The 26,057-nt window shown below is 64.2% G+C and carries 26 protein-coding genes; 8 read left to right on the forward strand and 18 right to left on the reverse strand.

What is annotated here, in order from left to right:
• The first annotated feature begins 50 nt into the window (after window positions 1-50).
• The 5 genes from HRQ64_RS16820 to HRQ64_RS16840 all read left to right on the forward strand — a co-directional run bounded on the left by HRQ64_RS16820 (window position 51) and on the right by HRQ64_RS16840 (window position 5,036).
• Window positions 51-611, forward strand: a complete 561-nt coding sequence (locus HRQ64_RS16820; protein ID WP_172124507.1) for a F0F1 ATP synthase subunit delta — start codon at window positions 51-53, stop codon at window positions 609-611.
• A complete protein-coding gene (gene atpA / locus HRQ64_RS16825) occupies window positions 612-2,147 on the forward strand; it encodes a F0F1 ATP synthase subunit alpha (protein WP_172124509.1) in 1,536 nt (511 codons plus the stop codon).
• Between the two features lie 24 nt (window positions 2,148-2,171).
• Complete coding sequence (locus tag HRQ64_RS16830) at window positions 2,172-3,062, forward strand: F0F1 ATP synthase subunit gamma (protein ID WP_172124511.1); 891 nt, start codon at window positions 2,172-2,174, stop codon at window positions 3,060-3,062.
• A gap of 21 nt (window positions 3,063-3,083) precedes the next feature.
• Window positions 3,084-4,523: a F0F1 ATP synthase subunit beta gene (gene atpD, locus HRQ64_RS16835; RefSeq protein ID WP_127754211.1), complete on the forward strand. Its 1,440-nt coding sequence runs from the start codon at window positions 3,084-3,086 to the stop codon at window positions 4,521-4,523.
• An 87-nt stretch (window positions 4,524-4,610) separates the two neighbouring features.
• The gene (locus tag HRQ64_RS16840; protein WP_172124513.1) at window positions 4,611-5,036 is read left to right on the forward strand and encodes a F0F1 ATP synthase subunit epsilon; all 426 of its coding nucleotides are present in this window, start codon (window positions 4,611-4,613) and stop codon (window positions 5,034-5,036) included.
• 53 nt (window positions 5,037-5,089) lie between these two features.
• On the opposite strand, the gene HRQ64_RS16845 is transcribed toward HRQ64_RS16840, so the two are convergent.
• From HRQ64_RS16845 to HRQ64_RS16925, 17 genes are all read right to left on the reverse strand, one after another.
• Window positions 5,090-5,779 carry an aspartate/glutamate racemase family protein gene (locus HRQ64_RS16845; protein ID WP_172124515.1) on the reverse strand — a complete coding sequence of 230 codons (690 nt, stop codon included), beginning with the start codon at window positions 5,777-5,779 and terminating at the stop codon, window positions 5,090-5,092.
• 6 nt (window positions 5,780-5,785) lie between these two features.
• On the reverse strand, window positions 5,786-6,322 hold the full coding sequence (locus HRQ64_RS16850) for an RNA pyrophosphohydrolase (RefSeq protein ID WP_172124517.1): 537 nt from the start codon (window positions 6,320-6,322) through the stop codon (window positions 5,786-5,788).
• Between the two features lie 9 nt (window positions 6,323-6,331).
• A complete protein-coding gene (locus HRQ64_RS16855; RefSeq protein WP_172124519.1) occupies window positions 6,332-7,444 on the reverse strand; it encodes a divergent polysaccharide deacetylase family protein in 1,113 nt (370 codons plus the stop codon).
• A 73-nt stretch (window positions 7,445-7,517) separates the two neighbouring features.
• On the reverse strand, window positions 7,518-8,981 hold the full coding sequence (locus HRQ64_RS16860) for a S41 family peptidase (RefSeq protein ID WP_172124521.1): 1,464 nt from the start codon (window positions 8,979-8,981) through the stop codon (window positions 7,518-7,520).
• 7 nt (window positions 8,982-8,988) lie between these two features.
• Window positions 8,989-10,461 (reverse strand): peptidoglycan DD-metalloendopeptidase family protein, encoded by a 1,473-nt coding sequence (locus tag HRQ64_RS20405; RefSeq protein WP_172124523.1) that lies wholly within the window; start codon window positions 10,459-10,461, stop codon window positions 8,989-8,991.
• A 100-nt stretch (window positions 10,462-10,561) separates the two neighbouring features.
• Complete coding sequence (gene rlmH, locus HRQ64_RS16870; protein WP_172124525.1) at window positions 10,562-11,044, reverse strand: 23S rRNA (pseudouridine(1915)-N(3))-methyltransferase RlmH; 483 nt, start codon at window positions 11,042-11,044, stop codon at window positions 10,562-10,564.
• A gap of 246 nt (window positions 11,045-11,290) precedes the next feature.
• Entirely contained in the window at window positions 11,291-11,683 is a 393-nt protein-coding gene (rsfS, locus tag HRQ64_RS16875) for a ribosome silencing factor (RefSeq protein WP_172124527.1), read from the reverse strand.
• 182 nt (window positions 11,684-11,865) lie between these two features.
• Entirely contained in the window at window positions 11,866-12,504 is a 639-nt protein-coding gene (locus HRQ64_RS16880; protein ID WP_349236721.1) for a nicotinate-nucleotide adenylyltransferase, read from the reverse strand.
• Window positions 12,505-12,661: 157 nt separating this feature from the next.
• Complete coding sequence (locus HRQ64_RS16885) at window positions 12,662-13,942, reverse strand: glutamate-5-semialdehyde dehydrogenase (RefSeq protein WP_172124531.1); 1,281 nt, start codon at window positions 13,940-13,942, stop codon at window positions 12,662-12,664.
• Entirely contained in the window at window positions 13,929-15,071 is a 1,143-nt protein-coding gene (gene proB, locus HRQ64_RS16890) for a glutamate 5-kinase (RefSeq protein ID WP_248307073.1), read from the reverse strand. Before proB ends, HRQ64_RS16885 begins: the two co-directional genes overlap by 14 nt.
• Before the next feature lie 102 nt (window positions 15,072-15,173).
• Complete coding sequence (obgE, locus tag HRQ64_RS16895; protein ID WP_172124535.1) at window positions 15,174-16,217, reverse strand: GTPase ObgE; 1,044 nt, start codon at window positions 16,215-16,217, stop codon at window positions 15,174-15,176.
• Complete coding sequence (locus HRQ64_RS16900; protein ID WP_172124537.1) at window positions 16,214-16,750, reverse strand: GNAT family N-acetyltransferase; 537 nt, start codon at window positions 16,748-16,750, stop codon at window positions 16,214-16,216. The genes obgE and HRQ64_RS16900 overlap by 4 nt, the downstream gene beginning before the upstream one ends.
• A 28-nt stretch (window positions 16,751-16,778) precedes the next feature.
• Entirely contained in the window at window positions 16,779-17,306 is a 528-nt protein-coding gene (locus HRQ64_RS16905; RefSeq protein ID WP_172124539.1) for a GNAT family N-acetyltransferase, read from the reverse strand.
• A 116-nt stretch (window positions 17,307-17,422) separates the two neighbouring features.
• On the reverse strand, window positions 17,423-17,689 hold the full coding sequence (gene rpmA / locus HRQ64_RS16910) for a 50S ribosomal protein L27 (RefSeq protein WP_127754225.1): 267 nt from the start codon (window positions 17,687-17,689) through the stop codon (window positions 17,423-17,425).
• Window positions 17,690-17,701: 12 nt separating this feature from the next.
• Window positions 17,702-18,265 (reverse strand): 50S ribosomal protein L21, encoded by a 564-nt coding sequence (gene rplU, locus HRQ64_RS16915; RefSeq protein WP_127754226.1) that lies wholly within the window; start codon window positions 18,263-18,265, stop codon window positions 17,702-17,704.
• A 235-nt stretch (window positions 18,266-18,500) separates the two neighbouring features.
• Window positions 18,501-19,289, reverse strand: a complete 789-nt coding sequence (locus HRQ64_RS16920; protein ID WP_172124541.1) for an MBL fold metallo-hydrolase — start codon at window positions 19,287-19,289, stop codon at window positions 18,501-18,503.
• Window positions 19,290-19,406: 117 nt separating this feature from the next.
• Window positions 19,407-21,035, reverse strand: coding sequence for a Na+/H+ antiporter (locus HRQ64_RS16925; RefSeq protein WP_172124543.1), 1,629 nt, complete (start codon window positions 21,033-21,035; stop codon window positions 19,407-19,409).
• Window positions 21,036-21,302: 267 nt separating this feature from the next.
• On the opposite strand from HRQ64_RS16925, the gene HRQ64_RS16930 reads away from it, so the two are divergent.
• The 3 genes from HRQ64_RS16930 (at window position 21,303) to HRQ64_RS16940 (ending at window position 24,907) form a co-directional block, all read left to right on the forward strand.
• Window positions 21,303-22,247, forward strand: coding sequence for a substrate-binding domain-containing protein (locus tag HRQ64_RS16930; protein ID WP_127754229.1), 945 nt, complete (start codon window positions 21,303-21,305; stop codon window positions 22,245-22,247).
• Window positions 22,248-22,319: 72 nt separating this feature from the next.
• A complete protein-coding gene (locus tag HRQ64_RS16935) occupies window positions 22,320-23,894 on the forward strand; it encodes a sugar ABC transporter ATP-binding protein (protein ID WP_172124545.1) in 1,575 nt (524 codons plus the stop codon).
• Entirely contained in the window at window positions 23,891-24,907 is a 1,017-nt protein-coding gene (locus HRQ64_RS16940) for an ABC transporter permease (RefSeq protein ID WP_172124547.1), read from the forward strand. The genes HRQ64_RS16935 and HRQ64_RS16940 overlap by 4 nt, the downstream gene beginning before the upstream one ends.
• Before the next feature lie 6 nt (window positions 24,908-24,913).
• On the opposite strand, the gene dinB is transcribed toward HRQ64_RS16940, so the two are convergent.
• Window positions 24,914-25,993 (reverse strand): DNA polymerase IV, encoded by a 1,080-nt coding sequence (dinB, locus tag HRQ64_RS16945; protein ID WP_349236722.1) that lies wholly within the window; start codon window positions 25,991-25,993, stop codon window positions 24,914-24,916.
• Window positions 25,994-26,057: the final 64 nt, after the last annotated feature.

A 26,057-nucleotide genomic window follows, 5' to 3' on the forward strand; every position in this document is an offset into this window, starting at 1 on the left:
ATCGGGACAGGCGGCGGAGCGAACGGGTAAACCAAGAGGGTGATGCGGCATTGGCAGCGCAGAGTGGAGTGCTTACCCAGATCGCCCGGCCATACGCGTCGGCTCTGTTTGATCTGGCGCAGAGCGAGAACCAGCTCGCTTCGGTCGAGACGGGACTGTCCGACGTTTCCCGGCTGATGAACGAAAGCGAGGATTTTACCCGCTTCCTGCGTTCCCCGGTGATCACGGCTGAAACCAAGGCAGAAGCGCTCAACGCCCTTTTGGCCCGCGCCACCGTCAACCCCCTGCTGGCCAATTTCCTGCGGCTGGTCGCCAAGAACGGCCGCTTGTTCGCACTGGACGGCATCATCACCATCTTCCGGGAACTGGCAGCTGCCGCGCGCGGCGAAGTTACCGCGGATGTGGTTTCGGCAACCCCGCTCAGCCATGAGCAGGCCAATGCCCTGAGCGAGACGTTGCGCGCCCGGATCGGCAAGACCGTCACGCTCCATCAATCGGTCGATCCCTCGTTGATCGGCGGCCTTCAGGTGAAGGTCGGATCACAGATGATCGATTCTTCGCTCAAGACAAAATTGACCGCGATGAAGATCGCCATGAAAGAGGTCGGGTAAATGGACATCAAAGCCGCGGAAATTTCTGCGATCCTCAAGGACCAGATCAAGAATTTCGGCCAGGAAGCCCAGGTTTCCGAAGTCGGGCAGGTGCTTTCCGTGGGTGACGGTATTGCCCGCGTTTACGGCCTCGACAAGGTGCAGGCCGGTGAGCTCGTCGAGTTCCCGGGCGGCATCAAGGGCATGGCGCTCAACCTCGAAGCCGACAATGTCGGCGTCGTGATCTTCGGCAATGACCGCTCGATCAAGGAAGGCGACGTCGTCAAGCGTACCGGCGCCATCGTGGACACCCCCGTGGGCAAGGGCCTGCTGGGTCGCGTTGTTGACGGCCTGGGCAATCCGATCGACGGCAAGGGCCCGATTGAATACACCGAGCGCCGCCGCGTCGACGTCAAGGCTCCCGGCATCCTGCCGCGCAAGTCGGTGCATGAGCCGATGTCGACCGGCCTCAAGGCCATCGACGCGCTGATCCCCGTTGGCCGTGGCCAGCGCGAGCTGATCATTGGCGACCGTCAGACCGGCAAGTCCGCGATCATCCTCGACACCTTCCTCAACCAGAAGCCCGCGCACGATGCCGGCGCTTCCGAGAGCGAAAAGCTGTACTGCATCTATGTCGCCGTGGGCCAGAAGCGCTCCACCGTGGCCCAGTTCGTGCGCCAGCTCGAAGAATCGGGCGCCCTGCCTTATTCCATCGTGATCGCGGCAACCGCTTCCGATCCCGCGCCGCTCCAGTACATCGCGCCCTTCACCGGTTGCGCGATCGGCGAGTTCTTCCGCGACAATGGCATGCATGCCGTGATCGCCTATGACGATCTGACCAAGCAGGCCGTTGCCTACCGCCAGATGTCGCTGCTGCTGCGTCGTCCGCCCGGGCGCGAAGCTTACCCCGGCGACGTGTTCTACCTGCATAGCCGCCTGCTTGAGCGCGCCGCCAAGATGAACGAATCGCATGGTTCGGGCTCGCTGACGGCACTGCCCGTGATCGAAACCCAGGCCAACGACGTGTCGGCCTATATCCCGACCAACGTGATCTCGATCACCGACGGCCAGATCTTCCTTGAGACCAATTTGTTCTTCCAGGGTATCCGCCCGGCCGTGAACGTTGGTCTGTCGGTGAGCCGCGTGGGCGGTTCGGCCCAGATCAAGGCGATGAAGCAGGTTGCCGGCTCGCTCAAGGGTGAGCTGTCGCAGTACCGCGAAATGGCGGCATTCGCCCAGTTCGGTTCGGACCTCGATGCCTCGACCCAGCGTTTGCTGAACCGCGGTGCGCGCCTGACCGAGCTGCTCAAGCAGCCCCAGTTCAGCCCGCTCAAGACCGAAGAGCAGGTGGCGGTGATCTTTGCCGGCGCCAATGGCTATCTCGACTCCATCCCCGTTTCCAAGGTCGGCCATTTCGAGCAGACCGTGCTTGGCGCCATGCGCGGCAAGTATTCGGGCATCCTCTCGACCATCGCGTCCGAAAAGCAGCTCAGCGACGACACCCGCGCCAAGCTCAAGTCGGCACTCGATGACATCAAGAAGACCTACGCGGCCTAAAGCCTGCAAGGAGTTGACCGGCCCATGCCGTCGTTAAAGGACCTCAAGAACCGGATCGACTCGGTCAAATCGACCCAGAAGATCACCAAGGCCATGCAAATGGTGGCGGCGGCCAAGCTGCGCCGCGCCCAGGACGCCGCCGAAGCCGCCCGCCCCTATGCCGAACGCATGGGTCGGGTGCTAGCGAGCCTTGGCGCGGTCTATGAGGGCCAAACCAATGCCCCGCCGCTGCTGGCCGGCACTGGCCGGGACCAGACCCATCTGCTGATCGTGGCCACGGGCGAACGTGGCCTCGCTGGCGGGTTCAACTCTTCCATCGCCCGTCTTGCCCGCGACCATGCCAACCGGCTGCTGAGCGAAGGCAAGACCGTCAAGATCCTGACGGTGGGCCGCAAGGGCCATGACATCCTGCGCCGCCAGTTCCCTGACCATATCATCGATACGGTCAGCTTCCGCGAGGTCAAGCAGGTCGGGTTCGCCCAGGCCAACCAGATCGCGCAGAACGTGCTGGCGCTGTTTGCCGCCGGCGAGTTCGACGTGGCAACGCTGTTCTACGCCAAGTTCGGTTCGGTGGTCAGCCAGGTGCCGACCGCAACCCAGATCATTCCCGCCCGGCTCGAAACGCCGGCCGGCGCCGAAGGCCAGCTGGCCGCTCCCGGCGTGATCTATGAATACGAGCCCAACGAAGAGGCGATTGTCGAGGACCTGCTGCCGCGCAACATCTCGGTGCAGATCTTCCGGGCGCTGCTGGAAAACGGCGCCTCGTTCTACGGCGCGCAGATGAGCGCCATGGACAATGCCACCCGCAATGCCGGTGAAATGATCAACGCCCTGCAGCTGAGCTACAACCGCCAGCGCCAGGCGCAAATCACCAAAGAACTCATCGAAATCATTTCGGGCGCGGAAGCGCTCTAACCTTCAAGCGAGGACGAACAAATGGCAGACACCAAGGTCGGTCGCGTATCGCAAATCATCGGTGCCGTTGTTGACGTCACGTTCGATGAGCATCTGCCCGCCATCCTGAATTCCCTGGAAACCACCAATAACGGTGCACGCCTGGTGCTCGAAGTTGCCCAGCACCTGGGCGAGAACACTGTGCGCACCATTGCCATGGACACCACCGAAGGCCTCGTGCGCGGCGCCCAGGTGATCGATACCGGTTCGGCTATCTCGGTTCCCGTTGGTGAAGCCACCCTCGGCCGCATCATGAACGTGATCGGCGAGCCCATCGACGAAGCCGGCCCGATCGGCGAAGTCGAGCGTCGCGGCATCCACCAGGAAGCCCCGAGCTTTGCCGAGCAGAGCCCGGAATCACAGGTTCTGGTCACCGGCATCAAGGTTGTGGACCTGCTCGCTCCTTATGCTCGCGGCGGCAAGATCGGCCTGATGGGCGGCGCCGGCGTTGGCAAGACCGTGCTGATCCAGGAGTTGATCAACAACGTCGCCAAGGCACACGGTGGTTATTCGGTGTTTGCGGGCGTCGGTGAACGCACCCGCGAAGGCAACGACCTTTACCACGAAATGATCGAATCGGGCGTGAACAAGGACCCCCATGAGAACGGTGGCACTGCCGCTGGCTCCAAGTGCGCCCTTGTGTTCGGCCAGATGAACGAGCCCCCCGGTGCGCGTGCCCGCGTGGCGCTGACCGGCCTTACCGTCGCCGAGAACTTCCGCGACCAAGGTCAGGACGTGCTGTTCTTCGTGGACAACATCTTCCGCTTCACCCAGGCTGGCTCGGAAATGTCGGCTCTCTTGGGCCGCATTCCTTCGGCCGTGGGTTATCAGCCGACGCTGGCGACCGATATGGGTGCCATGCAGGAGCGCATCACCACGACCAACAAGGGCTCGATCACCTCGGTGCAGGCCGTGTATGTGCCTGCCGACGACTTGACTGACCCGGCACCCGCGACCTCGTTCGCCCACTTCGACGCCGTGACCGTGCTGAACCGCGCTATCTCGGAAAAGGGTATCTACCCGGCCGTGGATCCGCTGGCATCCAACTCGCGCATCCTTGACCCCAATGTGGTGGGTGACGAGCACTACCAGACCGCCCGCCGCGTGCAGGAAATCCTGCAGAAGTACAAGGCGCTGCAGGATATCATCGCCATCCTTGGCATGGACGAGCTTTCCGAAGAGGACAAGCTCACCGTGGCGCGCGCCCGCAAGATCGAGCGCTTCATGAGCCAGCCTTTCGACGTGGCCGAAGTGTTCACCGGCTCGCCTGGCGTGTTCGTGCAGCTCGAAGACACCATCAAGGGCTTCAAGGGCCTGGTGAACGGCGAATACGACCACCTGCCCGAAGCCGCCTTCTACATGGTCGGCACCATCGAAATGGCTGTGGCCAAGGCCCAGAAGCTGGCCGCACAGGCCGCCTAAAGCTAAACGGTCCGGGCGCCCTGCCCGGACCATTGTTTCTCCTCCTGCCCGGCCAGTCGGGCGCGGACCGCCCAAAGGATTGCCGGCATGGCTGAAGGCCTCAAGCTCGAGATCGTTTCGCCCGAACGCCTGGTGCTGTCGCAGCAAGCGACTGCCGTTTCTGTTCCCGGCACCGAAGGCTATTTCACTGTGATGGCGGGCCATGCCCCGTTCATGACTACCCTGCGTACGGGCTTCATCACCGTCACCAGTGATGCGGGTGCGCCGGCTGTGTTCTTCGTGCGTGGCGGTTTTGCCGATGTGTCGCCCGAAGGGCTGACCATCCTTGCCGAAGAATCGGTGCCGTTTGCCGAACTGGGCCAGGAAGACCTGCAGGCGCGCATCCGCACCGCCGAGCAGACCCTGGCTGCCGCCAACACTCCCGAGGAGCGCAGCTTCGCCCAGGAAGTGGTCAGCGGCTTGCTGAACCTGGCGCAGGAAGCGTCCTATCTCAACGGCGCCCACGCCAACTAAACCAAAGCCCGGCACTGCCGGGCTTTTTTGTTTCCTGGGGTCCGTTTTTCGCTTCAGTCGGCCAGGGCCGCAGCAACAAGCGCCTTGGCGTGCAGTTCGGTCGTGTCATAGACCGGCAAGGGGCTGGTGCTGTCATCGATCAGCATGTTGATCTCGGTGCAGCCCAGGATCACCGCATCGGCGCCGCGCGCCGCCAAGAGCTCGATGGCCGAGACGTAAACCCGGCGCGATTCCTCGCGCACGATGCCCCGGCACAGCTCTTCATAGATAATGCCGTGCAGATTGGTGCGCCCGACCTCGGGCACCAGCACCTCAAGGCCCCGCGCTACCAGCCGCTCGCGATAGAACGGCATTTCCATGGTGAAGCGGGTGCCAAGGAGCCCTACTCGCTCCATGCCGTCCGCCTGCAGCGCATCGGCGGTGGGATCGGCGATATGGATAAAGGGCACAGTGATGGCCGCGGTGATGGCGTCGGCGACATGGTGCATGGTGTTGGTCGCCAGCCCAATCAGCTCGGCCCCTGCCCCTTCGAGCGCGCGGGCGCTTTGCGCCAACAGCTCGCCAGCGCGGCCCCACTCCCCTGCGGCCTGCAACTGGGCAATGGGGGCAAAATCAAGGGAATGCAGGAGAATGGGCGCTGAATGCAGCCCGCCCCGTAGCCGGGCCGTTTCGCGGTTGAGAGCCCCATAGTAATGCGCGGTGGATTCCCAGCTCATGCCGCCGATGAGGCCGATGGTTTTCATTGCCGTTTAGCTGTGGGTGAAGCGCTGCGGGATATCGGCAAAGGCCTCGACGACCTTGTCATAGGCGTCCTTCTTGAACGGCACGATCAGGGATGGCAGACGCGATAACTGCTCCCAGCGCCATTCGTCGAACTCGGCCGGATGCTTGCCACCGCCGGGGGTCAACACATCGATCTCGCTGTCATTGCCGGTAAAGGCAAAAGCGAACCAGCGCTGGCGCTGGCCGCGGAACCGGCCCTTGAGCGCGACGCCGAGTTCTTCATCGGGCAAATCGTAATAGATCCACTCGGGCGCTTCGGCGAGCAGGCTAACCGTCGTGATATTGGTTTCCTCATGCAGCTCGCGCAGCGCTGCGCGCAGCGGATCCTCGCCCGCATCGATCCCGCCCTGCGGCATTTGCCAGGGCGAGCCGTGTTCGGCGGACTTTTCCGGGTCGTTCTCGAACTTGCGACGGCCGATAAAGACATTGCCCTCCGCATTGAAGACGGCGATGCCGACGCAATCACGATAGGGCAGGCTTTCGCGCGTGGGACGCTCGGACATGGAACAACTCTACTTCATCAGGGCCGTGGCCGGCACCAGCACAACACCGCGGCTTTCCAGTTCGCTGGCCCATTGGGCAATGGTGGAAACCGAAATCGGCAAGGCGCTTACAATACCAATTGCCGAACCATTCTCTACCGCTTTGGCTTCAAGGCTCCCCAGCGCTGACAGAATGGCTGCCTGGGCGGGATTGGCGTCGACCAGGAGATCGGCGCGGGCAAAGGGTACCTTGTTGCTGCCCGCCAACTGGGGGGCGAGTGAGCGATTGGAGGAGCCGTCATCCAGATAGCCCAGGCCACGCGCGCCCAGTTCCTCGACAACGGGGGCGAAGTCGGCGCCCGAGGCGGTAAAGCGCGCGCCCATATTGTTGAGCACCCCGGCATAACAACCAAAGCGCGCCATCAGCCAGAACAGGCGATCAAGGTTGGACTGGGTGGTTTCGCCGGTGAGAAGGGTGTGGGGACCCGGATCGTTCTGGGGGAAGTCAAAGGGCTCGAGCGGGATTTCAAGGAGCACTTCATGGCCCGCAGCGCGGGCGGCGGCGACGGTGCTTTGCAGCGTCTTGCCATAAGGAGCAAAACCGAGGGTGACCTCGTCGGGCAATTGCTCGATGGCCTGGAGCGAGCCCTGCTCGTTGATGCCAAGGCCCGTGACCACGAGCGCAATCCTGGGCTTGCCGCCCACCAGCGCACGGTCGACGGGGCGGGCATAGGCCTGGAACGGGGTTTGGCCGGTCGCTGAAATGCGCGGGATCGGACCTTCGGCGGTTTCTTCGCTGAGATCGGGCAGCACGCCGGCTGCACCAGGCGCGGCGGCGGTGGCGGGTGTTGGACTGGCGGGGGGCGCAGCGCCGGCGGCGAATTGTTCGGGATCGGCGGTGATGGTCACTGGACCCTGGGAGACCGAACTCGCGATGTCGTTGCCGGCGCGGGTATTGGTGATCGCCACTTCGCGGCTGGGGCGACCGCCCTCAGGATCATCAACCAGCAAAAGCCGGGCGCCAATGCCTCCCGCCGCCAGCAGCAGCACGCCAAACAGCACCCGTGCCACGGGAAAACCGGGCCTTGCGGCTCCTGCGCGGCGCTTGCGGCCGGTCAGCGGCGTGCTGAGATCATTGGCCATTAGGAGGGTCCGGATGGAAAGGGAGGCGGCAAGCGACGGGGCCAGGTGCCCCGCCATTCACCCGAGTTGACGTTTATTCGGCACGCGGCGGATAGGCTTCGTTGGTTTCCTCGCCATTGATCAGGCGCAGCGCGAATTGCAGTTGCGCATCCTCGGCCTTGTCCTGGGGCACATAGACCGAGGAGCCGACCGTGGTTTCTTCCTGGCCTTCGACGGTGATGTGACCAGCAAGGCCGGCTTCACCAATGATCTCGTCGCGGCCCTGCAGTTCCTCGGGAACTACCTGGCGCACTTCGATATCGGGGGTGATGCCCAGCGCCTGGATGGAGCGGTTATTGGGCGTGTAGTAGCGAGCCGTGGTCAGCCGCATCGCGCCATCGGGCCCGAGCGAAATGATCGACTGCACCGAGCCCTTGCCGAAGGAGCGCGTCCCCACAAGGGTTGCACGCTTATGGTCCTGCAGCGCACCGGCCACGATCTCGGAAGCCGAGGCCGAACCGCCATTGATCAGCACCACAAGCGGTACATCGGCGATCTGGGCGTCCAGCGGATCAGGCTTGGCGTCGTAGCGCGCGCTTTCCTGTGGCAGGCGACCACGGGTCATCACCACGGCACCCTGCTTGAGGAAGGCGTCGGCGACATAAACCGACTGATCGACGAGGCCACCTGGGTTGTTGCGCAGGTCAAGGATGATGCCCTTGGGCGCCACGCCATCGCGTTCGGCATAGATATCCTTGACCGCATTTTCGATGCCGACAAAGGCCTGTTCGGAGAAGCGCGACAGGCGCACCACGCCAATATCGCCTTCCAGCGACCAGCGCACGGCGCGCATAGCGATCACGGCGCGGGTCAACTCGAACTCGAGCGGCTCGTCGATGCCTTCACGCACAACGGTGATCTTGGTTGCGGTGCCGATCGGGCCGCGCATCTTGCCCACGGCTTCGTCAAGGCTGAGGCCCTGAACATCGGTGCCATCGATACGGACAATAAGGTCATTGGCCATGATGCCGGCCTGGGCCGCGGGCGTATCATCGATGGGGGACACCACCTTGATCACGTCTTCTTCCATGGTGACTTCGATGCCCAGACCCCCGAACTCGCCCGAGGTATCCTCGCGCATCTCGTCATAATCGGCTGGCGGCAGATAGCCCGAATGGGGATCAAGCGATGTCAGCATGCCCTGAATGGCGGCGCGGATCAGCTCCTGCTCATCGGGGGCATCGACATATTCAGAGCGGATGCGATCAAAGATCTCCCCGAAGAGATTGAGATCGGCATAAACCTCGAGCGGATCGCGCGGCGCGGCCTTTTGCTCTTCCGGCGTGGGCTCGGGCTCTTCCCCGCTGGGGGCAGGCTCGGCGTCTGGCGCCTGCTCAGGCGACTGATCGGGAGCGGGAACAGCGGGAGCCTCTTCAGCCGGGGCCGCGGGCGTTTGCTCGGCCGGAGGCGGCACCGGTGTTTCCTGCGCCTGAAGCGTCGAAGCAGGCAGCAGCAGCGCCAGCGTCAGGGCAGCGGCGCGATAGGTCGAAAGGCGCATGGGGGTTTCATCCACTTTGTGTCGGGTTTGCCCACCAGCCGGTGGGATCGAGAGGTTCGCTGTTGTGTCGCAGTTCAATATAAAGCGTCGGCTGGGCGTTGCCAGCACTCGTGGTCACCGTTCGTCCAATTGTGCGTGATCCCATTGTGCCCACCGGCTCGCCCATCAGGACGAACTGGCCAATGGAAACGGTCACCGTTTCCAAACCTGCCAAGAGGATCGTATAGCCCTGCCCGCTATTGAGAATGACGATTTGGCCGTAATTGAGGTAGGGGCCGGTATAGAGCACCCAGCCATCGGCAGGCGCCACCACCTGCGCTTCGGCCCGCGTCATCAGCGAAACGCCCTGCGAGATGCCGCCAAACCCGTCGCCCGCCCCGTAATCGACGACCTTGACCCCGTTGGCGGGCAAGGTCAGGAACCCCTTGGCACTGGCAAAAGGCACCGCCGGCTCGGTGCGGGCCGTGTTGGCAAGCGCGGTCTGGACCGCTTCGGGAGTCAGCACCGCATCCTCTCCCTCGACCTGGGGTGGTGTCGGGCCTTCCTCGATGCGGGCCGAAAGCTGGTCGATCAGTTCGCGTAGCGTTGTCGCGCGGGCGGCCAGCGCCATGGCTTCCTGTTCGGTCGCCTCAAGATCGGCCGACACAGCAGCAATGCCCTGGCTGCGCGCGGCAATCAGCGTCGCGATGCGCAATTGCTCTTCTTCGAGCACGGAATAATTGGCGCGCAGCGCCGCTTCTTCGGCGAGCGCCGCTTCCTTGATCTTGGTGAGTTCCTGCAGATCAGCGGTGACCGCGTCGGCCTTGGCGCGCAACTGGGGCACGATCGCGGCGATGAGAATGGCCGATCGCGCGGAGCCCAGGGCATCGGCGGGATCGACGATCAGCGCGGGCGGCGGGTTGAGCGAGATGCGTTCGAGTGCCGCCAGCACATTGGCCATTTCGGCATCGGCACCATCGAGCCGGCCGCGCACTTCGAGCTCCTGCACAATCAGGCCCGACAAGCGCTCCTCGATATCGGCCACTTCGATTTCGGCCAGCTTGACGCGCTGGGCTGCGGCGATGAGCGCGGCATTTTGCTGGGTGCGATCCCCCTGCATGGCGGCGATTTCGGCGCGCAACTCGTCGGCGCGCTCCTTGCTCATGGTGATCGAGGCTTCGAGCTTGGCGAGTTCGGCCTGAGTGGTCACCGGATCAGGAGGCAGCTCGGCAGGCGGCGGCGGCACGGCGGCGGGATCAACACCCAGCTCCGGCGTGGTTGGCGCGGCACGAAGGGCCCCGTCGGGCGCAGCTGGGGGGACCGGCGGGGCTGCGCCGGGCGCAATATCGGTGGGGGCAGCCGGAGGGGCGTCGGTGGGCAGCGCCGGGGCAAGCTCGCCCTGGGGCGCCGGGCCCTGCGCCAGCAGCGACGGGGCCGGGGCCAGTGCTGCGGCAACAACTGCCAGCACCACACCCCATCTCGCGCCGGAGGAAACCGACATTGACTCTCCTAGCTCGCTTGCCCCTGGGGCGAATCACTTGGCTGCACCATAGCAAGCTCGACAAAAAACGCAGGTTAACACTGCTTAAGGAATGCGGGTCTCAGTCGCCGCGGTGATAGGGGTGGCCCGACAGGATGGTGGTGACCCGATAAAGCTGCTCGGCCAGCATGATGCGCACCAATTGATGCGGCCAGGTCAGCGGCGAAAAGCTCAGCACCAGATCGGCAGATTTGACGAAATCAGGATCCAGGCCATCGGCGCCACCCACCACAAAGCTGACGGCGGGGCGGCCCTCATCGCGCCAGCGCCCGACCAGGGCGGCAAAGGCTTCCGAGCCAATGGATTTGCCGCGCTCGTCCAGCGCAACCACGACGCCAGCGGGAATGGCGGCGCGGAGGGCGCGGGCTTCTTCGCCTTTGCGGGTGGCGGCGGCTGATGCGCGGGATTCTGTCAGCTCGGTCACGTCAAAGCCCGTCAGCGCCAGGGGCTTGCCGCTACCGACGGCGCGATCAAGATAACGGCTGACCATTTCGCGCTCAGGCCCCGCCTTCATCCGCCCCACGGCGGCGATGCTCACGCGCATGGGGCCATTCCGCCAGGCAAGGCGGGCAGATGCGAAGGAGCGAGCGGGGGAAGTGGCCGAGGCATAGAGAAGTCCATTGAGGCATTGGGGCGGTCAATGGACCAGTACCAAGGCGGGGTAATGGCAGCGTGATGGAAATTCGCTCGGCCAGCGCTGGCGGCTGCGCGGCAAAGCCACGCACCGCCCGGGCAAGCCGAACTGGGCTGGCCGAGCGATCTCGGCCAGCATGAGCGGGATTGGTCCGGCTTAGTGAGCGTCGGCCGCGAAATCGGCCTGCCACATCTTCTCGATGTTGTAGAACTCGCGCACTTCGGGGCGGAAGATATGAACGATCACATCCCCAGCATCCACCAGCACCCAATCGCAATGGGGCAGGCCTTCGATGCGCGGCTTGCCATAGCCAGCTTCGCGCAAGGCGGTAACCAGCTGATCGGCCACGGCGCCCACATGGCGTTGGGAGCGACCCGAGGTGACCACCATATGGTCGGCCAGGGATGACTTGCCGGTGATATCGACGGCGATGGTTTCCTCGGCCTTGGCATCGTCAAGGCATTCCAGCACGACATCGATCAACGCGCGCGTTGGCGCGGTTGGCGGCGTGGTCTGGGACGGGGAAAAGGTATTGGGCAGCGTGGCCATCAGCAATGGCCTCCCGCCCATGCTCGCAGGGCATGGGTCATGCGTTGGGTCAGCATCCTTGGTTGTTGATCGGAATGTGCACGCGTCTTTGCAAACGACAAGCAATCGTTCCTGTTCTTGGGTGATCTATATCACACCGGCCTAATATGCGCTTTTGCAGCCCTGGGTGCAAGGTGGGGTGTTTATTTTGGCGTTTCACACCCTCGCGCGCGCAATTGCGAGGAAGAAAGCGTGGATTGCTTGCCATGCAAATAAACCCAGGCCGGTGGCGGGCGCAGGGCCAAGGTGCCCGCCTGGCTTTCGGGAATGCGGAAGGGCTGCAGCGCAAGGGCAGCGCGCGAAGCTGGCGCCACCCGATCGGCGCCGGGGCGCACATAAACGGCAATGGGCATGGTGGCGGCAATTTCCGTCCAGCGCTCCCAGCGATGGAACTGGGCGAGATTGTCGGCACCCATGATCCAGACGAAGTGCCGATCCGGCAGGGTTCGGGACAAAAAGCGCACGGTCTGCCAGGAATAAGCAAAGCCGAGCGCCGCCTCAAAGCCGGTGACCCGGACGCGCGGATGAGCCAGCACCTGGCGGGCGGCTTCCACCCGGTCGCGGAGGGGCGCGAGTTCAGCATGGTTCTTGAGCGGATTGCCGGGGGTGACCAGCACCCAAAGCGCATCGAGCCGCAGCCGCACCAGCATCTGCTGCATCACGAGACGATGGCCGGCATGCACGGGATTGAAGCTGCCGCCGAACAAACCAATGCGCATGCCGCGCGCGGACGGCGGAATTTCGGTGACGCCGGCGATGCGGAGGGGCGGTCGGTGGGTCAATCGACACCGCACCATCGGCCTGGGGCTCCCTCCCCCTTGAGGGGAGGGTTGGGGAGGGGGCGGTGCAGTGGATCACTGATGGCCCCCCTCCCCCGGCCCCTCCCCTCAAGGGGAAGGGGAGCAACAAGCTCCGAGGATGGTGCCAAGATCAGAAAGTTCACGGCCGCAGCTGGCCGTTGCCGCGGACGCGGTATTGAAAGCTCGTGAGTTGCTCGACGCCGACGGGGCCGCGGGCATGCATCTTGCCGGTGGCGATGCCGATTTCGCCGCCAAAGCCGAACTCGCCGCCGTCGGCGAACTGGGTAGAGGCATTGTGCATGAGGATGGCGGAATCGATGCTGTTGAAGAACAGCTCCACCGCCTCTGGGTCTTCGGCAATGATCGCCTCGGTGTGGTGGCTGGAATAATGCTCGATATGGGCGATGGCCGCCTCGATGCTGTCCACCACTTTAACCGAGATGATGGCGTCCTCGTATTCGGTGCGCCAATCGCTCTCGGTAGCAGGCTTGGCCTCGGGTATCAGGGCGCAAACCGTTGCGTCGCCCCGGATTTCGCAGCCGGCGCCCTGCAGCGCAGCGATGATCGGGCGCAGATGGGTGTCAACCACGTCGCGATGAACGAGCAGCGTTTCGGCGGCGCCGCAAATGCCGGTGCGGCGCATCTTGGCGTTGAGGGTAATTGCAACGGCCTTGTCGAGATCGGCTGAGCGGTCGATATAGACGTGCACCAGCCCTTCGAGATGGGAAAATACCGGCACCCGGGCTTCCGCCTGCACGCGGGCAACGAGGGTCTTGCCGCCGCGGGGCACGATCACATCGATATTGCCCTCAAGGCCCGCGAGCATCTCGCCCACCGCAGCGCGGTCGGTGGTGGGGACGAGCTGGATCGCCTCGACCGGCAGGCCGGCCAGGTGCAGCCCGTCGAGGAGGCAATCCACGATCGCCTGGGAGGAGTAAAAGCTGTCCGAGCCACCGCGCAGGATGACGGCATTGCCGGCCTTGAGGCAGAGCGCGCCCGCATCGGCGGTGACATTGGGACGCGATTCAAAGATGACGCCAATCACGCCCAAAGGGGTGCGGACGCGCTGGATATGCAGGCCATTGGGCCGGTCCCATTCGGCAATGACGCTGCCCACGGGATCGGGTAGCTCGGCAATGGTGCGAACGGCCTCGATCATGGCGTCGATACGCGCATCGGTCAGCAGCAGACGATCGAGAAAGGCCTTGGAAATGCCCTTGGCCTGGGCGGCTTCCATGTCGCGGGCATTGGCCTTGAGGATCTTGGCGCGATGGGCGTTGATGGCGCCGGCAGCGGTGTGGAGCGCGGTGCGCTTTCGCGCAGGCGTGGCGCTGGCCAGCACCCGGGCGGCGGCGCGGGCATTGCGGCCGAGCTCGGCCATGACGGCGGCGGTGTCGCCCTTAACTTCAGCCAGGCTCATTGACGGCTTCCTCCTTGGCGCCCACCAGCACGAGATTGTCGCGATGCACCAGTTCGGCGCGGTGGCCGATGCCGAGCAGTTCCACCACGGTGTCGCTGCGTTTGCCCATCACCAGCCGGGCTTCGTCGCTGTCGAGCCCCGCAAGGCCGCGCGCGATCTCAACGCCAGCGGGATCGGTGACGGCAATGGCATCGCCGCGCTCAAAGCTGCCGCTGATCTTAGTCACGCCAATAGGAAGCAGCGAGCGGCCGGTGCGCAGCGCGCGCACGGCACCGGCATCCACCTGGAGCGTGCCCGCGACATGCAAGGTGCCCATGATCCAGCGCTTGCGCGCCTGGCCCCGGCTCTGCACAGGGGCGAAAAGCGTGTGGCGCGCGCCTTGCGAAAGGGCGCGCAGCGGATGGGGCTCGGTGCCCTTGGCGATGATCATAGCGGTGCCCGCCTGGGTCGCGATCCTGCCGGCTTCCACCTTGGTGGTCATACCGCCGCGCGAAAGGTGGCTGGCGGCGCCCCCAGCCATGGCTTCGATGGCCGGTGTGATGCTGGGAACGATCGGCAGATGGGTAGCACTCGGATCCTTGGCCGGCGGGGCGGTGTATAGCCCGTCGACATCCGATAGGAGCGCCAGGCACTCGGCTTCGATCATGGTGGCAACGCGCGCCGACAGGCGATCATTGTCGCCATAGCGGATTTCGGCGGTGGCCACGCTGTCGTTTTCGTTGATGATCGGCACGGCGCCCAGGGTCAGGAGAGTGGTGATCGTGGTGCGGGCATTGAGGTAGTAGCGCCGCTCTTCGGTGATATTGGGGGTGATCAGGATCTGCCCCGTGACGATGCCATGGCGCCCAAGCGCTTCGGCCCAGGCCTGTGACAGGGCGATCTGGCCGGCGCTGGCGGCGGCCTGGGATTGCTCGAGGGTTAGAACCGGCGCTTCGAGGCCCAGCAGGCCCCGCCCCAAGGCAATAGCGCCCGAGGACACGATGACGATCTCGGTGCCGGCAGATTTAAGCTCGGCGAGATCATCGGCGAGACTCGCGAGCCACTCCGAGCGTAGTTGGCCTGTTTTGTCGACCAAGAGGGCCGAGCCGATCTTGACGGTGAGGCGCCTGAAGGGGGCAAGGGGGTTCATCGTGCGACGCCCTCGTGGTTCGAGGCTCGCCATGGGGCTCGCACCTCACCATGAGGGCTACCGGAGCAACTCGCAAACACCAGCGCCCTCCTCACCGTCATTTTAGGGGGCCCAATGGGGTTCTGCCTTGCGCCGGGCGGCTTCCGCCTTGGCAGCTTTTTCTTCGTCTAGCACCCCGATGACGCGATAAAGCACGGTGTCGACGCCCTGCCCCGTCACGCCCGAGACCTGGAGCACCTCGGCTTGGCTCAGCTTTTTCAACAGCTTGACCTTTTCCTTGAGGTCTTCGGGCTCGATCGCATCGACCTTGTTGAGCACGACGATTTCGGGCTTGTCCCCCAGCAGTTCGTCATAAGCGGCCAGTTCGGTGCGAATGGTCGTATAGGCGGTCTTGATGTCGTCCTGGGTGCCATCGATCAGGTGGATCAGAACGCCACAGCGCTCGATATGGCCAAGGAAGCGGTCACCGATCCCCGCCCCTTCACTGGCCCCTTCGATGAGGCCAGGAATATCGGCCAGAACGAAATCGCGCTCACCGATCGAGACCACGCCCAGATTGGGGTGGAGTGTGGTGAAGGGATAATCGGCGATCTTGGGCTTGGCGGCGGAGACGGCGGCGAGGAAGGTCGACTTGCCGGCATTGGGCAAGCCCACGAGACCCGCATCGGCAATGAGCTTCAAGCGCAGCCAGATCCACTTTTCCGTGCCTTCCTGGCCCGGATTGGCGCGGCGGGGCGCCTGGTTGGACGAGGTCTTGAAATGGGCATTACCAAAGCCACCATTACCGCCCGACAGCAGCACGACGCGCTGGCCGACCTCGGTCATGTCAGCTATGAGGGTTTCGTTGTCGTCTTCAAAGATCTGCGTACCGACGGGAACGCGCAGGATCGTATCCTCGCCATCGGCGCCGGTGCGCTGCTTGCCCATGCCATGGGTGCCGGTCTTGGCCTTGAAGTGCTGCTGGTAGCGATAATCGATCAGGGTGTTGAGCCCGTCGACGCATTCGATGATCACATCGCCGCCGCGCCCGCCATTGCCGCCATTGGGGCCGCCGAATTCAACGAACTTTTCGCGCAGAAACGATACGGCCCCCGCGCCACCATCGCCCGAGCGAACATAAACCTTGGCTTGATCAAGAAACTTCATGGCTTGTGCGCCTTCCAGACGCCCTGCGTCAATTGAGTGTCGATATGCTCCACCTCGGCCTTGCGTGCAAGACATAGGAGGCGGGAACGGCCAATCTCGGTAAAGCCGAGCTTGCGCTGGATCGCCAGCGAGGCCGCGTTGAAATGAAACACGCCCGAATACACAACCGGCGCGTTGGTCGCAGGAAAGAACCAGTCAAGGCTCGCCCGCACTGCCTCGGTCATGATGCCCTGCCCCCAAAAGGGGCGTCCGAGCCAGTACCCTATAATGGGGCCTTTGGGGCCAAGATGAAAGCCCACATGCCCCGCCAAACCAAATTCGGGCAGGTCGATGGAGAAATTGGTGTCCTCCAGCGGCATCACCGGACGGCGCGTGCGCAGCCACGCCTTGGCATCGCCGACGCGATACGGGTATGGCACCCGCGCGAGATTACCTGACACCGCGAAATCGTTGAGATAGCGCGCAATCAACTCGGCATCTTCAGGCACGGGCTGGCGCAGCGTAAAGCGCGCGGTTTGCAGGGTAAGGGTCATTGGGCCATGCCCGAAAAATGATCGTGCATCATTGCGGCAAGTCCTGGCCGAGGAGCACGACGGGTTGACCCACGAGCGTGCCCGTTTCTTCGAACGCCTGCCCCAGTTTAACAAAGCCGACCTTGCGCAACACCGCGAGTGAGGCGCTGTTGCTGACGAGAGCCCGGGAGCGCAGCGCGGTAAAGCCGGCCTGCTGGGCGGTCTGCACCACTGCCCGCGCCGCTTCCGTGCCATAGCCTTGTCCCCAGAAGGGCTCGCCCAGCCAATACCCCAGTGCGGGGGGTTGTCCGTCCAGCAGATGCAGCCCGATCGTGCCGATGAACCGACCCTCGAGCTCGATCGCCCAAGCCCATTCTTCAGCACTACGGGCAAGCTCCTCGACAAAAAAGACCGCGTCGCTTTCCCCGTACGGATTGGGAAGGCGGGTCGACACAGCAAGAAGGCGAGGGTTGTTGGCCAGTTCTGCAATGGCGGGCACATGCGCGAGCGCAGGCGTGGTCAGCACCAGCCGGGTGGTGGCGAGGGTCGCCGGAAGACGCTGACGTGGGCTGTCCATGTTGGGCTCCGAAAAAGCAAAAAGGGGAACCGGCGGACCGGTTCCCCTGTGCTTAGCTGTTGCGGCAGCGCCGAGGGGACCTGTCCCCCGGCAGCTTGCGTGCAAACGGCCGGTTCTTACTCGGCGGCCAGCGCCGGCTCGACCGACACGAACACCTGCGACTTGGCGCGGGTGCGGAAGGCCACCTTGCCGTCAACCAGAGCATAGATCGTGTGATCCTTGCCCAAGCCAACACCAGTGCCGGGGTGCCACTTGGTGCCGCGCTGACGAATGATGATGTTGCCGGCGATCACTTCTTCGCCGCCAAACTTCTTGACGCCAAGACGGCGTCCGGCGGTATCACGACCATTGCGGGATGAACCGCCTGCTTTCTTGTGTGCCATGGTGCTTGGTCCTTATTCCTGATCGGCCTTGGGAGCGGCCTTTTTGGCCGCAGTCTTGCGGGCCGGCTTTGCGGTTTCGCCAGCGGCGTCGTCGGCAGCAGGGGCTGCGGCGGCCTTGCGCGAGCTCTTCTTGGCGGGCGCGGCGGCCTCGGCCTCAAAGGTCTCGACAGCCGGGATGCCAGCCTGGTTCTGCTCGCCAGCCGGTGCGGCTTCGCTCACGCTGGGTGTTGCCGTTTCGGTACGGGCCGGAGCTGTCAGGTTCGGCTGGGCGCCACCGGTCAGGATCTCGGTGATGCGCACGGTCGAGAGCAGCTGGCGGTGGCCGTTGCGGCGACGGTAATTGTGGCGACGGTTCTTCTTGAAGATGATGACCGTCTTCTGCTTGCGCGTTTCCAGCAGTTCGGCAGCAACAATTGCGCCTTCCACCAGCGGAGCGCCAACTTCGCCATCAACCATCAGCACCTGGTCAAAGGTCACGATGGTGCCGGCTTCGGCATCGAGCTTTTCAATCTTCAATACGTCATTGGCGGCAACTTTGTACTGCTTGCCACCGGTTTTGATCACTGCGAACGTCATTCATCAACCGGGTGCGTCAAACATCCCGGTCCCTGTTGTCGCGCTTTGCGGCGCCGCGACTATTCCCCTGGGCGTTACACCCGGTGTCGCGGTCTTCATGCATGCCGGCGATCAAACCGGCGGGGAGCCTTAAGCAGCGTTTTCAAACCAAAGCAGCGCACCGGTTTGAGCCGGCGCGCATCGGGTTGTGCTTATCATTGCAAATAACGGCAGAGTCAAGGCTTGCGGGGCGGCCTCACGCCGCCTCTTCCCCTTCGGGATACCAATTGGCCCGGCGCACTTCGACGCCTTCCCCCACCGCCGCTTCAAAGGCATCCAGATCGCTGCCGCGGTGGTGATAGGGATACACAATGCCCGGCTTGAAGGTGTTAACGGCCTCGGCGGCCTGCTCGGGCGTCATGGTATAGGGCAGGTTCATCGGCAGGAAGGCGACGGCGACGTTTTCGAGCGCCAGCATTTCGGGCGTGGGCTCGGTGTCGCCGGCGACATACACGATGTCGTCTCCAAACTTGATAAGGTAGCCGTTGCCGACGCCTTGCGGGTGGTACTGCAGCCGGTCGGGCGAGGTGTTGTAGGCCGGGATGGCCGCCACGGGCAGACCGTTGAGCGAGCCCTCGTCGCCATTGGCCAGCGCTGTGGCATTAGCCTTGAGCGCCTCGGGCAACTTGTCGAACACTTCCTGGGTGGTCAGGATCGGAATGCCGCCGCCTGCAATGGCTTCAAGGGTGGGCACGTCGAAATGGTCACCATGGCCATGGGTGATCAACACCGCGGTTGGTGGGGGCAGATCGGCGTAAAGCTCGGCACCGCCCACGGGATCCACATAAATCACCTGGTCGTCATAGCCGAGCACGAGGCTCGCATGGCTGACGGGATGGATGATCACATCGCCGCCCGAGGTCGCCAGGCGATCGCCATCAAGCGTGCCTGCTTCCTGAGCGAAAGCCGGAGCCAGCGCCCCTGCCGCCCATGCCACCAGCGGCAACGCCGCCATTCCCGCCATTACTTCCCGCCGCTTCGCCATTCACCGTCTCCCTTGGGTTCGTTGTCGAGCCTCAACGTGAGGGGTAGCCGATTTGTTCGTTTCCGCACGGCAATTTGAGCTAGATGCCGGGAACCCGCCGGAGCTCATGGATGGAGCCTAGCGGGAGTAACGCATCTCGGCCAAGTCGAGGTCACGAATGAGTTGCCGCGCGATTTCGCTTTTGAGCTTGCCGGTGCGCAGGCGCTGGCGGATTTCGGCGCGCTCGGCCCGCAAGGCGACAAGAACCAGCTCTTTTTCCACCCGCTCATATTCGCTCCGCGAAATATCGAGCGCTTCCAGCTGCGAGTGGCCATCGAGCCGGCGCTGGTAGAGCTCGGCGAGCCGGTTGCCGACCGCCGCATAAACCGGGGCGTCGCTGCGCTCCTCGGGCACCTGGTCCAGCGCCTTGCTTAGGGCCGCCAGGGCGGCATCGGCCGCGGCACTGCGCGCATCGTCTTCCTGGGCCCGCGCACCCGATTCGGCCGGGACATCCAGATCGCGCAACAGGATGGGCAAGCCGAGGCTGGCCACGATCAGGGAGGTGATGATGACGCCCATGGCGAGCAAGATCGCCAGATCGCGGGCGGGAAAGGCCGCCCCATCCAGCGTCGTGAGCGGCAGGGTCAGAATACCCGCCAGGGTAATGGCGCCGCGCACGCCGGCGAAGGACATGGCGGCGACCACACGCCAGTTGGGCGATTTGCGCGGCCCGGGCCCGCGAAAAAGTGTCAGCCGGAACGATACCCAGACCCAGGCGAAGCGCAAGGCGGCGAGGCCGGCATTGATCGCCACGATGTAAATGGCGAGCCACCAGACTTCCGCATGGCCAGTCAGAGCCACGGTTTCATGCGCGGCGCGGGCGATGCCGGGCAGTTGCTCGCCCAGCAGCACGAAAATCACGCCATTGGCGGCGAACTGGATCATGTCCCACACGGCATTTCGTCGAATGCGGGTGGTCGCGCGGGTGCGCCCCGACGCCTCGAGCAGGCTCATGGTCAGCCCCGCCGCTACCGCCGCAAGGATGCCCGAGCACTGCATATGTTCGGCGGCGAGATAGGCGGCAAAGGGGATGAGGAGGCTCACCAAGACCTTCGAGCCGGTGTCCTCACCCCAGCGCCCCGAGACCCGATCCTGGAGCCGGGTGATGAGCCAGGTCACGCCCACGCCGATGGCGATGCCCCCGAGCGCCAGCCACAGGAAGGTCAGCCCGGCATCATAAGGCGAGAAGGTGCCAGTGAGGGCCGCGGCAATGGCAAAGCGCAGGCAAACCAGGCCCGATGCATCATTGAGGAGGGATTCGCCATCCAGGATGTGCATCAGGCGCTTGGGGATCGGCACGCGCTGGGCAATGGCGGACACGGCGATAGGGTCGGTGGGCGACAGCACGGCGGCCAGAGCAAAGGCCACCGCCAGCGGCATGGCGGGGATCAGCCAATGGATGAAAAAGCCCATGCCCACCACAGTAAAAACCACCAGCCCGAGGGCCAGTTCCAGCACGGTGGAGGCGTCCTTGAGCAGATCTTCCTTGGGAATGCGCCAACCATCGAGAAACAGCAATGGCGGCAGGAAGAGGAGGAAGAACACGTCCGGATTGATCGTGATCCCCTGCCGCGTGCCGATGCTGAGCACCGCGCCAAAGGCAATCTGCACCAGGGGCACGGGAATGGGCCAGGGCAGCGCACGCGAGATGGCCCCGCTCAGCACCACGGCTAGCAATAGAACAAGGACTAGGGTGACGTCTTGCACAGCCTTGGCCTTTCCCTGACAGGGGCGAACGTCGCCGCCCCGACCCGCGTTGCACCAAAGGAAAGACAAACGCACTGCCGGGCGGGCGCCCAGCCCATTTCGGCGGCAGTCCTTAGTGCCCCGTGAGTTGAATGGCTTGGTGTTTAGCGGATGGGGTGTGGCGAACTCCATCGGTTTGCTGCTTGCGGGGAGCAGAAGCACCACCTAGGCTCCCCTTGCCGGACGAACACACAAGATGTCGCCGGCGACCCGTAACGGGAGGAACCCATGGATAGACGCAGTTTTCTGATGTCTTCGGTGGCGCTCGGCGCGCTGGCCGTTGCCAGTCCTGTCTTGGCGCAGGACCAATTGACCATTCTTGGATCGGTGCCCAACCTGGGCTTTCCGTTCTTTGTGCATATGCTCAACCAGATCAAGGCCGAGGCCGGCAACCAGGGTGTCGCGGTGATCGAGAGCGACGGGCAAAATTCTGCGCCCAAGCAGACCGCCGACATTGAATCGGCCATCGTGCAGCAGGTGGATGCAATTGTCATTTCGCCGCTGGACGTCAATGCGCTGGCGCCCGCCATCGAGCAGGCCATTGCCGCCAATGTGCCGGTGGTGACCATCGACCGGCGAGTCGACGGGGTGGAAGGCATTCTGGCCCATGTCGGGGCGGACAATGTCAAGGGCGGCGAAGCGGAAGCCCAGGCGGTGGTGGACGCCTTCCCCGATGGCGCCACGATCTTCCACCTGCAGGGCCAGCCGGGCGCCGGTCCCGCCATCGACCGCAACAAGGGCGTGCACAACGTGCTTGATGGCATGGCCGACAAGTACAAGATCGTCTTCGAGCAAACCGCCAATTTTGCCCGCGACCAGGGCCTGGCCGTGACGGAAGCCGGGCTCGCGGCCAATGGCAAGCCCGATGCGATCATCTGCGCCAATGACGACATGGCGCTGGGGGCGCTCGAAGCCTGCGCCGCTCGCGGCTTCACCGACGTCAAGATCTATGGCTTTGACGCGCTACCCGAAGCGCTGGCTTCGGTGCGCGACGGGGGCATGGCCGGCACGGTCGAGCAGTTCCCCGGCGAGCAATCACGCGAGGCGGTCAAGATCGCGGTGGCCTATGCCAAGGACGGAACCGAGCCGGCCGAAACGCTGGTGCTGCTGACCCCCGTGGTCATCACCCAGGCCAATCTGGACCAGGCCGAGCGTATCGGCGAAGCCGGCTAAGCCGGATCCCGCCGGCCGGGGGCGAGGAGGCGCCCGGCCGGTTGCTTGCGCCAGACCCAGGAGGACAGGCCGATGGCAGCTCTTGCCACGTCACAGCCGTCGACGCCGCCCCTGCTCGAAGTGATGGGGGTATCAAAACATTTTGCCGGTGTCACAGCGCTCAGTGATGTGTCGCTAGATGTGCGCCCGGGTGAAATCCTGGGACTTTTGGGGGAAAACGGGGCGGGCAAGTCCACCCTGCTCAAGATCCTCTCGGGCGCGCAGCCGCCCTCGAGCGGGCGCATCGTTTTTGCCGGGCAGGATTATCGGCCCGCAACGCCCCAGGCGGCCAAGCGCGCCGGGATTGTGACGATCTACCAGGAACTGAGCCTCATCCCGACGCTGTCGGTGGCCGAGAACATCTTTATCGGTCGCGCGCCGGTCGGACCGCTGCGCATCATCGACTGGGGCCGCATGCGCCAGGAAACCCGCAGCATCATCGCGCGGGTGGGGCTCAGCATCGACCCCGATACGCCGGTTTCGGCGCTGTCGGTAGCCGAGCAGCAATTGGTCGAGATCGCCCGGGCGCTGTCGCTCGAAAGCCGACTGATCATCATGGATGAGCCGACCTCGGCCCTGACCGAGACCGAGGTCAGCCAGCTGCTCGCCATCATGGCCCGCCTGCGCGAGGAAGGCGTCGCCATCATGTTCGTCACCCACCGGCTCGAGGAAGCCTCGGCCATTTGCGATCGCATGACCGTGCTGCGCGATGGGCGACTGGCGGGCCACTTGCTGAGGGAAGGCGGTCCGATCCCCCTGCCCCGGATCATCGAGAAAATGGTGGGGCGCGCGGCCTCCGAGCTTTATACGCGGCCGGCGCAGCGGCATGCCGCGGGCCAGGTGCGCCTCAGCGTGCGCGGCTTGCAGACCATCCGCGATCCCGAAGCGCCCCATGCCATCGTGCTGGCAGGCATCGATCTTGATCTCAAGGCCGGCGAGATCCTGGGGGTGGCGGGGCTGGTGGGCTCGGGCCGGACCGAGTTGGCGCGGGCCATTTTCGGCGCCGACCGCATTGCAGCAGGCACAATGACGCTGGACGGGCAAACCATTGCCCCCGCCTCACCGGCCCACGCCATCGCGCTAGGGATCGGGCTCGTGCCCGAAGACCGCAAGCACCAGGCCATCTTTCCCATTCTCTCGATCCTGCAGAATTTTTCCATCGCCACGCTCGAGGCTTATTCCAATCGCCTGGGGATCATGACCGAGCGGCGCGAACGTCAGGCCTTGGGCGAGTTCAAGAAAATGCTCTCGATCCGCATGGCCTCTCCCGACCAGCCCATTGCCGGACTTTCGGGCGGCAACCAGCAAAAGGTGATCCTGGCGCGCTGGCTGGCGCGAGACCCCAAGGTGCTGATCGTCGATGAGCCCACAAGGGGGGTGGATGTGGGCGCCAAGGCCGAGGTGCACCAGATCCTCGTGCAACTCGCGGCGCGCGGGATCGCGGTGATGGTAATTTCATCCGAGCTCCCCGAGATCCTCGCGGTCAGCGACCGCATCGTCACCATGCGGCAGGGGCGCGTGAGCGGCACGATGCTCGCCAGCGAGGCGAGCGAAGAAAAGCTGATGGCGCTGATGGCGCTCGACCAGCCAGGGGGAGAACACCAATGAGCAGCACGACCGAACCGGTTCGGCGCAGCGGCCCTAATGGCTTTGCCATTGCCAAGCGCTTTGGTCCCCTGATCTTTCTCGTGGCGCTGATCGTGGTGTTCACCGCCATGAAGCCCAGCTTCATCGACCCCATCAATGTCTTCAACATCATGCGGCAAATCTCGATCACCGGGCTGATCGCGCTGGGCATGACCTTCGTCATCCTGACCGCGGGGATCGATCTCAGTGTCGGCTCGCTGCTGGCGTTCTGCGGCATGATCGCCGCCGTGGTGGCCAAAGGGGGCACGGCCAATTCGATGTCGCTGTCCGCTTCCGGATCTTCGGGGTTCGGCTGGTTTGCGGCGCTGCTTGCCGCGCTTGTGGTTGGCGCCCTGTGCGGCGCGGTGCAAGGGCTGACCATCACCCGGCTCAAAGTGCCGCCCTTCGTCGTGACGCTGGGGGGCCTCACGATCTTTCGCGGGCTGACGCTCACCGTGTCCAATGGCGGGCCCATATCGGGGTTTGATCCGGCCATGCGCTGGTTCGGCACCGGCCTTGTGGGCCCCGTCCCCGTGCCGGTGATCATCTTTGCGGTGGCCGCGGTGCTGTGCCATCTGGTGCTGCGCTATACCCGCTATGGCCGCTCGGTATACGCGGTAGGCGGTAATGCGGAGGCAGCGCGGCTGTCGGGGTTGCGGGTCGATCGCATCCTTGTTTCGGTTTACGTGATCGTGGGGTTCTTCTCGGGCCTTGCCGCCTTTGTGCTGGCAGCGCGGCTCAATTCCGCCGAAGCGGTGGCGGGGGCCGGCTACGAGCTGACGGTGATCTCGGCCGTGGTGATTGGGGGCACGTCGCTCTTTGGCGGCATCGGCAGCGTGGGGGGCACGGTGATCGGGGCGGCGCTGATCGGGGTGCTGCAGAACGGGCTGCAGTTCAACAATGTCTCGTCCTATACCCAGAGCATCGTGATCGGTTTGATCCTGATCCTCGCCGTGGCTTTTGATCGCTGGCTCAAATCGCGGGCGCGGCTCTAGGCAGGCTCAGTCCTGGATGGGCAGGACCATCTGCTTGGGTGTGGCGGTGCTGCTGGAAGGCGTGAAGGCGGAGATGGTGACGCCCAGAAGGCGCACGGGTTTTCTGGGCGGAAAGGTCTGCGCCAGCAATTCGTCCACCGCCTGGGCCAGTTCGGCAGCGCTGCTGACCGGCTCCGGCCGGCTTCTGGCACGGGTAATTTGCTCAAAATTAGCGAACTTGACCTTCAAGGTGACGGTGCGGCCATAAAGCCCGCGCTTTTCGCCGCCCGCCCAGACCTTGTTGATCAGCGGCCGCGTCAGGGTGCGTGCTTCATCAAGGGTGGTGATGTCCTGCCCGAACGTGTCCTCAGCGCCAATGGACTTGCGCTCGCGATTGGGTTTGACCTCGCGGTGGTCGATTCCCTGGGCGAGGTCGAACCAATATTGGGCCGAGCGCCCGAAATGGGCGACCATCTCGTCCATGGTGAGCGCTGCAAGATCGGCCCCGGTCATGATGCCGAGCCGGTGCATGCGCGCCGCGGTCGCGGGCCCGACGCCATGGAATTTTTCGATCGGCAGGGCGGCCACGAACTGGGCACCGCGCTCGGGGGGGATAACGAAATAATTGTTGGGCTTGCGGTAACCCGAAGCAATCTTGGCGAGGAACTTGTTGTAGCTGATCCCCGCCGAGGCATTGAGGCCGGTGACTTCCTTGATCCGGCTGCGGATCGTATTGGCGACATCCCGCGCGAGGGTAATGCCCTGCTTGTTGTGGGTGACATCGAGATAGGCCTCGTCCAGCGACAGCGGCTCGATCAGATCGGTATGCGCGCGAAAGATCTCGTGGATCTGGGCGGAGACCGCGCGATAAACGTCAAAGCGCGGGGGCACGAAGATGAGCTCGGGGCATTTGCGCATCGCCGTGACGGAAGCCAGCGCCGAATAAACCCCGAAGGCCCGCGCTTCATAGCTGGCGGCCGCCACCACACCCCGCGCGGCGCCATGACCCACCGCGACCGGCTTGCCGCGCAGCTCGGGATTATCGCGCTGCTCGACGGAGGCGTAGAAGGCGTCCATATCGATATGAATGATCTTGCGGATGCTCACGAGGACGGCCTTGTTTCACCTGCCGAGCATAGGGGCGGAGCGGTCAGCCGGTGTCAGCAGACTG

Origin of the sequence: Devosia sp. 919, from assembly GCF_013185965.1 — a bacterium.
Taxonomy (GTDB): Bacteria; Pseudomonadota; Alphaproteobacteria; order Rhizobiales; family Devosiaceae; genus Devosia.